This window comes from Sporosarcina sp. FSL K6-3508 (assembly GCF_038615825.1).
GTDB classification, from domain to species: Bacteria; Bacillota; Bacilli; order Bacillales_A; family Planococcaceae; genus Sporosarcina; species Sporosarcina newyorkensis.
Genome location: NZ_CP152016.1, coordinates 3,302,270 through 3,317,606, shown reverse-complemented (window position 1 = coordinate 3,317,606; position 15,337 = coordinate 3,302,270). Strand labels below are relative to the sequence as shown.

At 43.2% G+C, this 15,337-nt stretch carries 16 protein-coding genes; all 16 read left to right on the top strand.

Annotation, left to right across the window (positions count from 1 at the left end; all coding sequences use genetic code 11):
* Positions 1–58: 58 nt before the first annotated feature.
* Genes cobJ through MKX97_RS16425 form a run of 16 tightly spaced genes read left to right on the top strand, consistent with a single transcriptional unit; the run spans position 59 to position 15,335 of the window.
* Positions 59–1,741: a precorrin-3B C(17)-methyltransferase gene (cobJ, locus tag MKX97_RS16500; RefSeq protein WP_221835310.1), complete on the top strand. Its 1,683-nt coding sequence runs from the start codon at positions 59–61 to the stop codon at positions 1,739–1,741.
* Between the two features lie 9 nt (positions 1,742–1,750).
* Complete coding sequence (gene cobK, locus MKX97_RS16495; protein ID WP_342536513.1) at positions 1,751–2,533, top strand: precorrin-6A reductase; 783 nt, start codon at positions 1,751–1,753, stop codon at positions 2,531–2,533.
* Positions 2,523–3,188: a precorrin-8X methylmutase gene (locus MKX97_RS16490; RefSeq protein ID WP_078818376.1), complete on the top strand. Its 666-nt coding sequence runs from the start codon at positions 2,523–2,525 to the stop codon at positions 3,186–3,188. The genes cobK and MKX97_RS16490 overlap by 11 nt, the downstream gene beginning before the upstream one ends.
* Positions 3,163–4,299, top strand: a complete 1,137-nt coding sequence (locus MKX97_RS16485) for a cobalt-precorrin-5B (C(1))-methyltransferase (protein WP_221835368.1) — start codon at positions 3,163–3,165, stop codon at positions 4,297–4,299. Before MKX97_RS16490 ends, MKX97_RS16485 begins: the two co-directional genes overlap by 26 nt.
* Positions 4,274–5,467, top strand: a complete 1,194-nt coding sequence (gene cbiE / locus MKX97_RS16480; RefSeq protein ID WP_342537527.1) for a precorrin-6y C5,15-methyltransferase (decarboxylating) subunit CbiE — start codon at positions 4,274–4,276, stop codon at positions 5,465–5,467. The genes MKX97_RS16485 and cbiE overlap by 26 nt, the downstream gene beginning before the upstream one ends.
* Entirely contained in the window at positions 5,467–6,171 is a 705-nt protein-coding gene (cobI, locus tag MKX97_RS16475; protein ID WP_078818344.1) for a precorrin-2 C(20)-methyltransferase, read from the top strand. The genes cbiE and cobI overlap by 1 nt, the downstream gene beginning before the upstream one ends.
* The gene (gene cobM, locus MKX97_RS16470) at positions 6,168–6,950 is read left to right on the top strand and encodes a precorrin-4 C(11)-methyltransferase (RefSeq protein ID WP_040760191.1); all 783 of its coding nucleotides are present in this window, start codon (positions 6,168–6,170) and stop codon (positions 6,948–6,950) included. Before cobI ends, cobM begins: the two co-directional genes overlap by 4 nt.
* Positions 6,943–8,079, top strand: a complete 1,137-nt coding sequence (locus MKX97_RS16465) for a cobalamin biosynthesis protein (RefSeq protein WP_078818343.1) — start codon at positions 6,943–6,945, stop codon at positions 8,077–8,079. The genes cobM and MKX97_RS16465 overlap by 8 nt, the downstream gene beginning before the upstream one ends.
* On the top strand, positions 8,076–9,434 hold the full coding sequence (locus MKX97_RS16460; RefSeq protein WP_342536512.1) for a cobyrinate a,c-diamide synthase: 1,359 nt from the start codon (positions 8,076–8,078) through the stop codon (positions 9,432–9,434). Before MKX97_RS16465 ends, MKX97_RS16460 begins: the two co-directional genes overlap by 4 nt.
* Positions 9,431–10,060: an NAD(P)-dependent oxidoreductase gene (locus MKX97_RS16455; RefSeq protein ID WP_221835318.1), complete on the top strand. Its 630-nt coding sequence runs from the start codon at positions 9,431–9,433 to the stop codon at positions 10,058–10,060. Before MKX97_RS16460 ends, MKX97_RS16455 begins: the two co-directional genes overlap by 4 nt.
* Positions 10,057–10,818, top strand: coding sequence for a uroporphyrinogen-III C-methyltransferase (gene cobA, locus MKX97_RS16450; RefSeq protein ID WP_221835322.1), 762 nt, complete (start codon positions 10,057–10,059; stop codon positions 10,816–10,818). Before MKX97_RS16455 ends, cobA begins: the two co-directional genes overlap by 4 nt.
* Positions 10,812–11,366, top strand: a complete 555-nt coding sequence (locus tag MKX97_RS16445; RefSeq protein ID WP_221835323.1) for a nitroreductase — start codon at positions 10,812–10,814, stop codon at positions 11,364–11,366. The genes cobA and MKX97_RS16445 overlap by 7 nt, the downstream gene beginning before the upstream one ends.
* A gap of 13 nt (positions 11,367–11,379) precedes the next feature.
* Positions 11,380–11,919, top strand: coding sequence for a cob(I)yrinic acid a,c-diamide adenosyltransferase (locus MKX97_RS16440; protein ID WP_078818338.1), 540 nt, complete (start codon positions 11,380–11,382; stop codon positions 11,917–11,919).
* Positions 11,919–13,400, top strand: a complete 1,482-nt coding sequence (locus MKX97_RS16435; protein ID WP_342536511.1) for a cobyric acid synthase — start codon at positions 11,919–11,921, stop codon at positions 13,398–13,400. Before MKX97_RS16440 ends, MKX97_RS16435 begins: the two co-directional genes overlap by 1 nt.
* Before the next feature lie 35 nt (positions 13,401–13,435).
* On the top strand, positions 13,436–14,302 hold the full coding sequence (locus tag MKX97_RS16430) for a methyltransferase domain-containing protein (RefSeq protein ID WP_342536509.1): 867 nt from the start codon (positions 13,436–13,438) through the stop codon (positions 14,300–14,302).
* Entirely contained in the window at positions 14,295–15,335 is a 1,041-nt protein-coding gene (locus MKX97_RS16425) for an iron ABC transporter permease (RefSeq protein WP_342536508.1), read from the top strand. The genes MKX97_RS16430 and MKX97_RS16425 overlap by 8 nt, the downstream gene beginning before the upstream one ends.
* The last annotated feature ends 2 nt before the right edge of the window (positions 15,336–15,337 follow it).

Here is a 15,337-nt window from a genome sequence, read left to right as displayed (position 1 = left end):
TCACATGCCTACATTCCTTTGAAAAGGAGTGTAGGCATTTTTTATTTGGAGGGAAACCATGAAAAAGGGAAAAATTTTCGTCGTTGGATTCGGTCCCGGAGCTACTGAACATATAACAGGACGAGCATTAGAGGCGCTGCAAGAAAGTAATTATATTATTGGTTATAAAACGTACGTAGAGTTGATTAAGCATTTAGTAACAGCGAAGTCCATTGTTAGTACAGGCATGACTGAAGAAGTGTCACGTGCACAAGATGCTGTTAAGAAAGCGGAGGCTGGCGGTATTGTTTCAGTGATCTCGAGCGGTGATTCAGGTGCATACGGTATGGCTGGATTAGTTTATGAAGTGCTGATTGAAAAAGGTTGGACTGAAGCAGAAGGAATTGAAGTGGAAATTGTGCCAGGTATTTCGGCGATCAATTCATGTGCGAGCTTACTGGGCGCACCTGTCATGCATGATGCTTGTACGATCAGTTTAAGTGACCATTTAACACCTTGGACTGTTATCGAAAAACGTATTGAAGCAGCGGGGATGGCGGATTTTGTAGTAGCTTTATACAATCCGAAAAGTGGACGTCGGACGCGTCAAATTGTAGAGGCACAAAGGATTTTACTGAAATATCGTTCCCCTGATACACCTGTAGGGCTAGTGAAAAGTGCTTATCGTGAAAATCAACATATTGTCCTGACAACATTAGCGGAAATGCTAGAGCATGATATCGGGATGTTGACTACTGTTATTATCGGTAACTCTTCGACTTTCTTTTATGATAATAAAATTATTACTCCGAGAGGATATCAACGTAAGTATACATTAGGGGAAGGTAAACAAAGTTTAAAACCGCACCAGCGTTTGAAAAAGGAAGCGGAACCATGGGCGCTTGATCAAGAAACTGGGGAGGCGCAGTCCGGTCATGAAGAAATTATAAGTAAGAAACCAGAGCACACACCAATGCCAAAACAGGCAGAAGTGGAACGGTCAGAACCAGCACCGGAACAAAAGGTTCAGTCATTGGATATGGCTTTAAAAGCACTATCTATGGTGACGAAAGAGGAAGTGGAAAACCCTTTTTTGGTGAGACAGCCGATTGAAGATATCTTTGAGTTTTCCGTTTCACCAGGCGTTGCCAACAAACTGATTACAGCAGAACAAATGCGTGTATTGGCTGAAGTCGTTGGTGAGAAAGGTACCTTGGAATATACTCCAAACCATCATTTCGTAGTAAAGGTTACGACAGATGACCCTGAAGCGATTGTTGAAAAGCTAGAACACATTAACTTGACTGTTATGCCGGCAGGGGAAGTCTTAAAAGTCAAAGCTTGTGATTTTTGCTATGGGGAAAAGGCGGATTCTATCCCATACGCGGAAGAAATCGCAGCGAAGTTTGAAGGGATGAAGCTTCCGAAGCAGTTGCATGTCGGATTCAATGGATGCGGGATGGCGTGTTATCGCCCGGTGTTCGATGATATCGGCATCGTTTATCGGAAGAAAAAATTCGATTTATTTATTGGAGCGAAGCCGGTTGGTCGTACTGCTCATGCGGCTCAGCCGGTTGCAGAGGGAATTGAACCGGAAGATTTAATTCCGCTAGTAACAAAAATTATAGAAGAATACGAACAAAATGCGCATCCTAACGAACGTTTCTTCAAGTATTTCAAACGTGTTAAAAAAGTTTTGAATTATGACTATTACGATATGAGCTGCAAGATTGAAGTAGAGCCAGCACCTTGCGGGGACTAGGAGGAAACTATGATTTTATTTTTAGCAGGCACTAGCGATGCTAGAGCTCTAGCCATTCATTTACAGGGTCTTGGCTATCCTTTAATCGCCACGGTCGTTACCGAATCTGCAGCTGAAAGTTTAAAAGCAAATGATCTTTCCTATCTGGTAGGAAGACTAACAGTGGAGGACATGATCGCGCTAATCCAGAAGCATGAGATGACTTGTGTCGTCGATGCCAGCCATCCTTACGCAGAAGAAGCATCGAAAACCGCAATGGAGGCAGCAAGAGTATGCGGGATTCCATATATTCGCTATGAGCGGCCAAAAGAGGAGTTTGTTTCTCCTCTGATTACCGAGGTTGAGAGTTATGAAGACGCTGCTAAACTTGCTCAAACGCATAAAGGGACAGTTATGTTAACGACAGGCAGTAAGACATTGGAAGTATTTGCGAAGTATTTATTGCGTGACGAAATTCGGATGCTTTGCAGAATGCTGCCGAATGTAGGGAATATGGAGAAATGCGATAAGTTAGGAATTAAACAAAAAGATATCATCGCGATTCAAGGACCTTTTTCCGAATCACTCAATAAGGCTTTATGCGAGCAGTATGACGTGACGTTAATGATCACAAAAGAAAGCGGTAAAGTAGGTTCTGTCGATGAAAAAATAACGGCGGCTCTGGACTTGGAGATCCCTGTCATTCTGATTAAACGACCAAAGGTTCAATATGAAAATTTCTGTACGTCTTTCGAAAAAGTTACTCAACTATTAGGAGGTTTTATTGATGAAAAATCCAAACATGAACTTTAATACAAAATTCACGCCACTGACTGTAGATCCAGATAAAATTTACGACCATAGTTTCGCGATTATCAAAGAAGAAATGGGAGATCACCCGTTTACAGATGAACAATGGATGGTTGTTCGCCGAGTAATCCACGCTTCAGCAGATTTTGAATTAGGACGCAGCATGATTTTTACACCGGATGCTCTTGAAGCAGGTATTGAATCAATTTTAGCAGGCCGTCATGTAGTGGTGGACGTGCAGATGATTGAGAGTGGTTCAGGTCGCAAACGTTTCCAGAAACATAACAGTGACTTGCATTGTTATATTGCGGACGAGGATGTCGCGAAGGAAGCGAAAGCCGAAGGAACAACACGCGCGATCATTTCAATGCAAAAAGCAACACGTCTGCATGAAGGTGGAATTTATGCTATCGGTAATGCGCCAACAGCGTTGCTAGAGTTGATTCGTTTAATTAAGGATGGCGTCGCTAAACCAGACTTGATTATTGGAATGCCAGTAGGCTTTGTTTCGGCAGCAGAATCAAAGGACGAGTTAGCAGTACTCGAAGGGATTCCATTTATTACAAACAAGGGGAGAAAGGGTGGCAGTACAGTGACGGTAGCCGCACTGAATGCCATTTCGATCATGGCAGATGAGCGCGCAAAGCAAACGAACTAAAAAAGATCCATCCCAAATGCGTCATGGCTATACAACAGGTTCTTGTGCAACGGCGATGACAAAAGCGGCATTGCAAGGTTTGGTGACGGGAAAAGTGCCGGAAGAAGTCACCATTTATCTACCGGTTGGCCGATACGCCACATTCAAAGTATCGTCATTTGAAGTATTAGAGGACGGAGTAATGTGTGAGACGATCAAAGATGCTGGGGATGACCCGGATGCCACACACAAAGCGCGTATCCAGAGCACCGTTTACTATTCAAAAAAAGAAGGCATTCATTTGGATGGCGGGGTTGGGGTAGGTCGAGTAACAAAAGCGGGGCTTCCCGTCCCGGTTGGTCGAGCAGCCATTAACCCGGTGCCGTATAAAATGATAATGGGTGTGGCGCAAGAAGGGTATGAAGAGTATCAATTAAAACAAGGCATCGACGTAGTGATTTCCGTTCCGGATGGGGAAGAAATCGCTAAAAAAACGTTAAATGGACGACTGGGCATCATCGGGGGAATTTCGATTTTAGGAACCCGTGGAACAGTGGTGCCATTTTCAAGCTCTGCTTACATGGCAAGTATTGAGCAAGCGATCAGTGTAGCCAAAGAAGCCGGTTGTGATCACTTAGTGATCACAACCGGTGGGCGCAGTGAAAAGTTTGCTTTGAAGCAATATCCAGACCTACCAGAAGAGGCGTTTATAGAGATGGGCGATTTTATCGGTTTTACGCTTAAACACATCGCACGCAAGCAGATTCCTAAAGTTTCTATGGTCGGGATGATGGGGAAGTTTTCAAAACTGGCACGTGGCGTAATGATGGTTCACTCAAAAAGTGCACCTATAAGCTTCGAGTTTTTAGCGGAAATGGCAAATCGAGTAGGTGTTGATGAAGCTGTACAAAAAGAAATTTTAGAAGCGAATACAGCTTCACAAGTCGGTGAGATACTTCAAGGAAACGATGCATTCTTTGAAGCGCTTAGTAAAAACTGTTGTTACTATGCACTAAATCATATGAATGCCGAAATTGAAGTGTCGACGTCGTTATATGCCATGAACGGAGACTGTTTAGGAAAGGCTGAGAATATTGACAAATTGGATGAAAATGATTGGTATAGGGGATAATGGCGCGGCAGGATTGCTTCCTCAATATATAGAGTGGATCAATGAATGTGATGTTCTTGTAGGTGGAGAACGCCATCTTCAATTCTTCCCTTCATTCGAAAAAGAGAAGAAAGTAATCAAGGGTGGTTTGTCTGCATTAACAGCGGAATTACAAGAGGAAACACGCAATGTCGTAATTTTAGTGTCTGGCGATCCGTTGTTTTATGGACTGGGAGGCGTGCTTGCGAAAAAGCTACCACTTGAGATCTATCCATATACCAGCTCGGTCCAGCAGGCTTTTTCAAGAATGCAGGAGAGTTGGCAAGATGCATACATTGTCAGCTTACACGGTCGTTCTATAAAAGGCTTTGCGCAGAAAATAGACGGGCGTAAAAAAATAGCTGTGTTAACAGATGAAACGAATTCACCTCAAGCGATTGCAACGTATTTAAAGCGTTTCAACATGACGGAATATGATGCCTTTGTTGCTGAGAACTTGGAAGGTGAAAATGAACGTTGCCGCTTCCTTTCATTGGACGAAATGGAGCAGACTTCTTTCTCTTCTTTAAATGTTGTCATATTAAAGCAGCACCATGCAGTAGAGCGTGCCTCGATTGGCATTCCTGATGATGCATTTTTGCAGCGGAAACCGGATAAAGGCTTGATTACCAAACGGGAAATCCGCACGCTTTGCCTGCAGGAACTGAGACTGAAAGAGAGCAGTACAGTCTGGGACATTGGAACTTGCACGGGATCGGTTGCGATTGAAGCTTCCAAGATAGCGCGTGAAGGGGCAGTATATGCCATTGAAAAAAATGAGGGAGACCTTGAAAATTGCTTGGAAAATCAATTGAAACATCGGACAGACTTTGTTGCCGTGTTAGGAAAAGCTCCTGATCGTCTTGAAGAGTTCCCGGACCCCCATGCTATTTTTATTGGCGGTAACGGTGGGAATATGGAGCATTTACTGCAAACCTGTATTTCACGCTTACAGCCAAATGGCCGACTTGTCATGAATATCGCTACGATAGAAAATTTAGCTGAAGCAATGAACCTTTTAAAAGCGTTGGGCTGTGAAGTATCCATATTGCAGGCACAACTTTCAAAGAGTAAACCAATTTTACATTTAACGCGTTTTGAACCGTTAAACCCTATCTACATAGTGACAGCACAGAAAGGACAAGAATAATGACAATAGGAAAATTATATGGACTAGGCGTTGGCCCGGGGGATCCTGAATTAATTACTGTAAAGGCATTTCGTAAATTACAAGAATGCCCGGTCATTGCGTATCCGAAAAAATTAAGAGGTAGTAAATCGTATGCCCATCGTATTGTGGATGTGTATATCAACCCAGCTGAAAAAGAAATGCTCGGTTTGGTATTCCCTATGACCAAAGACGAAGCAATCTTGCGTGAAGCTTGGGAAAAAGCGGCAGAAGAGATTTATGGCTATTTAGTCCAAGGGAAAGATGTGGCGTTTGTGACCGAAGGCGATCCGATGCTGTTCAGTACATTCATTCATCTTTTAGGCTTAATGAAAACGAAGCATCCAGAAGTACCAATTGAAACGGTGGCCGGTATTTCATCATTTAATGGTTCTGCCAATCGTTTAGGGATTCCGCTAGCTGAAGGGGATGACCATGTCGCTATGATTCCAGCGACAGACGATATGGAACAGATGCGTCAAGTCATTGAAAGTCACGATGCCATCGTCTTTATTAAAGTAGCCAAAGTGATAGATGAAATGTTGGATTTATTGGAAGAACTGAACTTATTGGAGAAAACGCATGTCGTCACAAAAGTTACTTCTGACGAAGAAGTGATTTGGAATACGGATGAACTTCGAGGCGCGGATTTGAATTACTTATCATGTATGGTGGTGCGCAAATGAAAAAGATTTGGATTATCGGTGCAGGTCCAGGGGATCCCGATCTAATTACAGTAAAAGGTTTGAAGTTATTACAACAAGCGGATGTCGTCATGTACACCGATTCACTCGTAAGCGAAACGTTAGTGGAGGAAGCGAAGGAATCAGCAGAAGTTATCCGTACGGCAGGGATGCATTTGCAGGAAATGGTAGATTGCATTGTTGAACGTGTCAATGCAGGTAAAACGGTTGTACGTTTACATACAGGAGATCCGGCGATGTATGGCGCAACAATGGAACAAGTGGCGTTACTGAAGCAACATGATATCGGTTATGAAGTCGTGCCGGGTGTCAGTTCCGTTTTTGCAGCTGCTGCGGCAGTCGGTGCAGAGCTCACGGTTCCTGATTTAACACAAACACTTATTTTAACTAGAGCGGAAGGGCGGACGCCTGTACCTGAACGCGAAAAATTGAAGGAGCTCGCAAGTCATCATTGCACAATCGCTATGTTTTTAAGTGCCACTTTAACAAAGAAAATAGTAAAAGAATTGCAAGCGGCAGGCTGGGCAGATGATACGCCAGTAGCGGTCGTGCAGCGTGCTACATGGCCGGATGAAAAAATTGTTCAGACAACATTGATTGAATTAGATGAAGCGATGCGTGTCAATGGTATTCGTAAGCATGCGATGATTTTGGCAGGCTGGGCATTGGATCCGAATATCCATGAAAAAGACTATCGCTCCAAGCTGTATGACAAAACATTTACCCATGGTTTCCGAAAAGGCGTGAAGGCGGATGATTAATTTACGTGAAGGCGAAATTCCTGAAGTTGACAAACGTAAACCGTATGCTCTCGTCGCCATTACGAAACACGGGGTTGCCAATGCAAGAAGCTATACGGAAAAATTCCCATATGCAGATCTTTATTATATGAAGAAGTTTGCAAGAGGTGATGAAGAAGCACGCCAAATTCAACTATTTGACGGTACGGTACGCTTATTATTGCCTGCTTTGTTCCAGCAATATAAAGGAGTTATTTGTGTAATTTCACTTGGCGCGGTCGTACGAATGATTGCTCCTATCATGGTGGATAAAATGACAGACCCTGCTGTATTGGTTGTCGACGATCTTGGTCAATATGTAATAAGCGTGTTATCAGGACATATTGGTGGCGCCAATGCGTTGACGTATGAATTTGCAAAAGCGATCGGTGCAACACCTGTTGTGACGACGGCTTCCGATGTGCAAAAGACCATTCCTGTCGATTTATTCGGCGCTCAGTTTGGATGGATGTGGGATAGTGAAGAAAAATTGCTGCCTGTCAGTGCATCAGTAGTCAATGAAGAGCATGTCGCAATTGTACAGGAAACGGGAGAAAAAGATTGGTGGATGCATGATCGTTCTATGCCAGAGAACTTGAAAATCTATTCATCGACAGCAGAAGTAATTCAAGCGAAGCCACATGCAACTTTACTTATAACAGACCGTTTGATCGATTCCGACGAAGAAGTACTGCTTGAAAATGGAGTGATCTACCGCCCGAAATCCATCGTACTCGGTATTGGCTGTAATCGCGGGACGGCACTCGAAGAGATCGAGCAAGTCATAGACGAAACCTTAGCTGAGTTGCGTTTGAGTAAGAAAAGCGTTAAAGCAGTAGCGACCATCGATTTAAAGAAAGATGAAGAAGGCTTGCTTGCACTCACTGCCAAACACAATTGGCCTTTTATTACGTACACGCCTGAACAGCTCAATGAAATGCCGCTCCGTAATCCATCAGAAACGGTATTTAAGTATACAGGTTCGTATGGTGTGAGTGAGCCGGCAGCATTACGCTATGCAAATACAGAAGAATTGGTATTGGAGAAAAAGAAAAGTGGCAATGTGACGGTCTCCATTGCGCGCGTTAATTTTGAGGAGCGAGGACAATGAATCGATTTGTGTTGGCCGGTACAGGAAGCGGTGTAGGAAAAACGACATTCACGATTGGCATTATGCGTGCATTGATGAAGCGCGGTTTAACTGTACAAGGTTTTAAATGCGGTCCCGATTATATTGACCCGACGTACCATACAGCTGTCACCAAACGCCCCTCTCGAAATATTGATAGTTTCATGATGGAACATGAAGTTATTCGTGCCATTGTCGCAAGAGCGAGTCAAGGCGCGGATGTAGCGATCATCGAAGGCGTGATGGGCTTTTACGATGGCAAATCCCCATTATCAAATGAAGGATCGGCTGCCGATATAAGTGAGATTACAAAAAGTCCTGTCATTTTAATCGTTAATGCGGCAAGTATGGCAAGAAGTGTGGCAGCGATCGTTAAAGGATTCCAACTGTTGGATGAAAGCTCCAATATTGTTGGCGTAATTGCGAATCAATTAGGTAGCAAGAGTCATTTTGATATTGTCAAAACAGCGATTGAAAAAGAGTGTGGAATTCCTGTCATCGGCTATTTGCCGAAGGATGCGGTTCCAGCTATGCCGAGCCGTCATTTAGGTTTAGTACCGGCTATTGAACGTGGAGATCTGGATTCCTATTTTGATAGCCTGGCAACAGCTATTGAGGAAACTGTCGACATTGATCAACTGATGGAAATTACCAAAGCACAACGAATAGAAGTGTCTTCATCGATTTTTGATATTCAACCTGAAAAAGAAGAGGTTCATATTGCAGTAGCTAAAGATGCAGCTTTTAACTTCTATTATGAAGAGAATTTAGAGTTATTGCGTGCGCATGGTGCAAAGCTTCATTTCTTTTCACCATTACAAAATGAAGAAGTTCCAAATGAAGCGCAAGGGTTGTATATCGGCGGTGGCTTCCCGGAAGAGTTTGCAGAGCAACTGTCAGCAAACGAGCAAGCGAAAGAATCCATAAGAAACGCAATCAATCGTGGACTGCCGACTCTAGCCGAATGTGGCGGATATATATACTTAACAGAAGAAATAGTGGATCGCCAGGCAAATGCGTTTCCCATGCTTGGAATGATTCCAGGACGTGTACGTATGCAAGATAAGCGAGCGGCACTTGGTTATAGGGAAATTACAGGTGTTTCAGGGAATTTCCTGATTGGTGAAGAAGAGCAGGCGAAAGGGCATGAGTTCCATTACTCGAAATACGAGGGAGAGCATACTACGCCTGCTTATTTTAGTAAAGGTCGTTTTCGCGCTCAGCAAGAAGGCTATTTACATAAAAATCTTGTAGCAGGCTTTACACATTTTCATTTTGCTTCAAATCCACAACTTGTGGAAAATTGGCTGAAAGCATGTTTGGAGGGAGAGCAATGAACTATTTTCCGCTGTTAATGAATGTGGATTATAAAAAGGTTGTCATTGTTGGAGGCGGACATGTAGCACGTCAAAAAATAGAAGCCTTACTTCCAACAAAAGCAATGATAACCGTAGTTAGCCCATCGGTGACAGAGACGGTTCAACAGTATGTTAGTGAAGGGTTTGTGACATGGAAAGAAAAAGCATTTGAATCAGCTGATTTGGATGATGCGACATTGGTTTTTGCCGTTACAAATGACGAAGAAGTAAACAATGCAGTCGAAGAAGCGACACAGCATTGGCAATTACTCAGCCGGGCGGATGCAAAAGGACGTGTAGATTTCATCAACCCGGCAGTCGTGCGGCGTGGAGAATTTGTCGTGACCGTATCAACGTCTGGGGCCAGTCCAGGTCTAACACGTAAAGTAAAGACGGATTTGGCAGAACAATTCGGAGGCCACTACGCAGCGTATGTGTCTTTTTTAAGAGAGGCTCGTCAGCAGATCTTACAAGTGTTTAGCGTAGACGCAAAAAAACAAGTTCTGGCTGAACTTCTGGATCCAAAACTTTTGCAGTGGATGGAGCAAGGTGAAAACCAAAAGTGTGAAGAGTGGCTACAACAACGGATAGGAGAACAACAGTGAGCGGATCTGTATATATTGTAGGGGCTGGTCCTGGTGACCCGAAACTATTGACAATTAGAGGATTAGAGTGCATTCAACAAGCAGATGTGATTTTGTATGACCGTCTAGTGAATATTGAATTATTACAACATGCGAAAGCGGATGCTGAGCTGATTTATTGTGGTAAAGAGCCAGGCAAGCATGGAATGATTCAAGATGAAATTCATCGGGTGTTAGTAGAACAGGCAAATTTAGGCAAGCAGGTGCTTCGTCTAAAAGGCGGCGATCCGTTTGTTTTTGGGCGAGGTGCGGAGGAAGCTGCAGTGTTACGACAAGCTAATATACCATTTGAAATCGTCCCTGGCATTTCGGCAGGAATTGCTGCACCAGCATATGCGGGGATACCGGTTACCCATCGTGACTATGCGGCAAGCTTTGCGATTGTTCCTGGTCATGGCCGTGCTGAAAAAGGGCAGGACTTTTTAAATTGGTCAGCACTTGCTCAAATTGATACGGTGGCATTTTATATGAGTGTAGGTAACATTGATCATATTACAAAAAGCTTAATTAAAAACGGTAAAAGTGAAACAACCCCTGTGGCGGTTATTGAATGGGGAACCACTGAAAACCAACGTACAATCACAGGTAATCTCGCGACGATTGCACAAGAAATCCAAGCACATCAGATTTCGAATCCATCGATGATTTTAGTTGGGGATGTAGTGAATGTTCGTGAAGAAATTTCCTGGTTTGAAGAAAAGGAGCGTAACCAATGTTAGAAGCATTAAAGAAACGCCGTGCGATTCGCCAATTTAAAACACGTGAAGTAGAACGAGAGAAAATCGAGACATTACTAGAAGCAGCTACGTATGCACCAAATGACCGACTGCGGGAGCCATGGCATTTTTATGTATTGCAAGGCGACAGCTTAAAACGTTATGAACAAGTAGCACTTGATTATTTACAAAAACGCTTTCCGACAAAACCACACTTAGTGGAAAGTTCAATGGAAGCGATCACCAAAACGCCGCTTATCATCGTAGTAACTTCGGCCATTGTGGATGGAGATGAAGGCGCGACAAAAGATAATACCTTTGCAGTCAGTGGTGCTATCATGTCGATGTGGTTAATGGCGGAACAGCTAGGTTTAGGTATGGTATGGCGCACACGTGGCGTTGGTCTTGTGCATGATACCGCATTGCATACGTTTATCGGTGCATCGGATAAAGAGCAATTAATAGGGACGCTTTGCATAGGGTACCCGGCAGAAGAAATCATCACTGCGAAAAAACGTACACCATTTGCTGAGAAAACAACTTGGCTATAAGGGGGAATTGAAAATGGCACGACAAGGAATGTTGTTAGTATATACAGGTGAGGGCAAAGGAAAAACTACTGCTTCACTTGGAGTCACTTTGCGTGCAATTGGTCGCGGTATGAAGGTGAAGTATTTTCAATTTATTAAATCACCCGAACGTACATATGGTGAACAAATTGCTTTGCGGAAACTTGGTGTTGAAACCGTGCAATTAGGCATCGGATTCACATGGACAAAAACACCGGAAGAGCATCGCGAAGCACTTGCAAAAGCTTGGCAAACCGTAAAAAAAGAGCTCCAAGACGAAACGACAGATGTATTGGTGCTGGATGAGTTGAATAATGCATTAGCCATCACACGTTTTCCAGTGAACGATGTATTACCTCTAGCAGAAGTGCTAGAAGCAATAGAGAACCGACCGAAAACTATGCACTTAGTCATTACAGGTCGCTCTGCACATCCATCCCTCCTCGCATTAGCCGATTTAGTATCAACAATCGATGCAACTAAGCATTATTATACGGAGCAAGATGTCCAAGCGATGAAAGGTCTTGAATTTTAATGAAAGCCATCATGATTCAAGGGACTGCTTCAGATGTAGGAAAAAGTGTTTTATGTACTGCTCTCTGCCGTATCCTAGTGAACGACGGATATCGGATCGCACCATTTAAATCACAAAATATGGCACTCAATTCCTACATCACGAAAGACGGCGGAGAAATCGGTCGGGCACAGGGTGTCCAAGCAGAGGCTGCAAAGATTGATGCCACGACTGACATGAATCCTATTTTACTGAAACCGACAGGCAATATGGTGTCGGAAGTAATTTTACATGGTAAACCATTTGCCGACATGGATGCGGTGTCGTATCGCGAAAAGTTTGTTGAACAAGTGATGCCTGAGGTACGAAAGTCGTTGCGACGCTTAGAGGCGGAATATGATGTACTTGTACTGGAAGGCGCTGGAAGCCCGGCCGAAATTAATTTAAAGAGCCGGGACATCGCCAATATGCGCATGGCACATGAAACGGATGCAGCCGTTATTTTAGTAGCAGACATAGAACGTGGTGGAGTATTTGCATCACTTGTCGGTACTTTAATGTTATTGGATGACGAAGAACGTGCACGTGTTAAAGGGATCATTATTAATAAGTTCCGCGGCATGAAAGAGTTACTCGAAAACGGCATCGATTGGCTTGAGGAGTATACAGGGATTCAAGTACTTGGTGTCATTCCATATTTCGATGTGCAAATAGAAGCGGAAGACTCGATGGCTCTTTCAAGTTTACGTTTAAAAAAACCTCAACATCAAGAGTTTGAAATTGATGTGGCGGTCATTAGACTTCCTCTAATCTCCAATTTTACGGACCTTGATCCATTATTTGAAGAGCCCGATGTAGGTGTGCGTTTTGTTTCTACTTTAAAAGATTTAAAAAATCCTGATGTCATCATATTACCTGGGACGAAGAATACAGTTAGTGATTATGTATGGTTGCAAGAAACGGGTTTGGCGCAAGCGATTATACAGCTTTCCCGAAAAGGAAAAAAGATTATGGGTATTTGCGGAGGTTATCAAATGCTTGGCGAAACGGTTTTAGACAACCAAGCAATTAAGGATGAGACCAAGACGTATGTCACGCTAGGCTTGTTACCAATTGAAACTGTGTTAGTTGATGAAAAACAAACAACAGTTGTCAAGGGCACGAACTATGCGGGTCAGGAGATGACAGGCTTTGAGCTTCATTTGGGGCGCAGTACACCAACTCGACCGATACAAAGCTTCATTTGCCTGGACAATGGAAGGCAAGATGGCGTCTATACAGACCAAGTGATGGGTACGTATTTACACGGAGTTTTTCAAAATCGCATGTTCACACGTAACTATTTCAATCAAATACGGGTGGAAAAAGGCTTAGAAGAAGTCTCTGGTGAAATACTTTCTGATTACGAGCGACGGGAGCAAGCGTATGAAATGTTGGATCATCATGTGCGCAAGCATTTGAATATGGAAAAAGTTTATGAATTACTAGATGAATCAACGTAACAACAGGATTACAGAAGCATTGAGGAGAAGGTTCAATGAAGAATGGGTCGGGAACGAAGCTTGAGTTGGGGAAGTCCCCTTTACAAATCGATTTCGAAAAGTTCTGGAAAGAAGGCATGCTGGATTGGCATGGCAAGATGCCAGAGCGTATGGTGGATGACGAACTGGAAGAAGCTTTTTGGGCACAGTCCATGAAGAAAAAAACATATAAGCAAACAGATGACTACGCGAAGAAAATCTATGAAAAAATGAAGCCGCATATTCCACAAGACGCCAGTTGCATTGAAATTGGACCGGGTTGGGGCAACTATACATTCCAACTAGATGAAGACGTTAAAAGTTTAACGCTTGTCGATGGTTCTGAAAGCGTACTTGCATATTTAAAACAATACTACGAAAGCGATGCATCTGTTCAGTTTGTTTATAGTAAATGGGAAGAAGCGCAAATTGAACCGCATGATGTCGTTGTTGGAGTGAACTGCTTTTACCGTATGTATGAAATGAAAGCAGCATTGAAAAAGATGGACGCACTTGCACAAAAACGCGCCATCATCGGCTTAACGACAGGTCCAATTCAGCCGCATTATGTCATTTTAGATGAGCAGTATGGCTATGAAATTAAATATCCGCGTCGTGATTACATTGCCATTCTTAACATCCTGTATCAATTAGGCATTTATGCTGATTGTGAAATGACTAAGCTGGAACGCACCTATCGTTACGATACGTTAGAACAACTATATGAGGCGCAAAGTAAAAAAATCTTATCGCCTCAATTTGAATTGATACATGTGAGAGCCTCACTTGAACCTTTTATTACACTAGAGGAAGGTCAATATGTGTACCGTCATCCGTTCTATGCAGCAATAATTAGTTGGGAACCTTCGAATTCACATGACTAGGTTACGATTTACATTATTAATTGGAGCGTTGCTGGCGGGATTGCTTGTTTCCATGACTTTTGCAGTGATGGTGGGCTCCGTTGGTATAACACCAAGCATTATTTGGGAAATGCTTTTTTCAAAAATTGGTTTACCAGTGGAAGCTACGGCTTCAAAAGCACAGAACATTATCATTTGGGAAATCCGCTTACCTCGAATTATACTTGCTGCAATTGTTGGCGCGGCCCTGGCAATCAGTGGCGCGGCGATTCAAGCATTAGTTAGGAACCCTATTGCAGATCCTTATATTTTGGGGGTATCTTCTGGAGCATCAGTTGGTGCAACAATGGTTATTTTACTTGGCGCATTTAGTTTTTTAGGGACTTATGCGTTATCTTTTGCTGCCTTTTTAGGGGCTATCCTCGCTGTTGTGATCGTATTTTTATTGGCTCGTGTCAACGGCCGAACGTCTGTTATACGCCTGCTTTTAGCAGGGATTGCGATATCGATGGTGTTTTCCGCTATTACAAACTTCATGCTTATGACATCAAAACAACAAGGCGGTATTCAAGCTGTTATGCATTGGATGCTTGGCAGTTTAGCAGGCGCAAAATGGTCAACGATCGGAATACCGTTTTTTACGTTCCTTTTGGTTTTCCTGTTGCTTTTATTGAATTATCGCCAACTGAATGCGTTGCTTCTTGGTGAAGAACTAGCTACGACACTTGGTATCAACTTAGACCGTTTTCGAATTTTTATTATCCTGGTTGTCTCGTTGCTAACAGGTGTTGTAGTTGCCAGCAGTGGAAGTATTGGTTTTGTCGGATTGATTATTCCTCATCTTGTGCGAATGATAGTAGGTTCAAATTATAAATTCGTCCTGCCGATCAGTGCATTAATGGGTGCCGTCTTCTTAGTCTGGGCGGATATGGTTGCACGGATGGCGATAGCACCTGAAGAAATGCCGATTGGAATCATTACTGCTGTTTGTGGAGGACCCTTCTTTATTTGGATGCTTAGACGCCGTCGATACTCTTTTGGGGATGGTGAATAAAG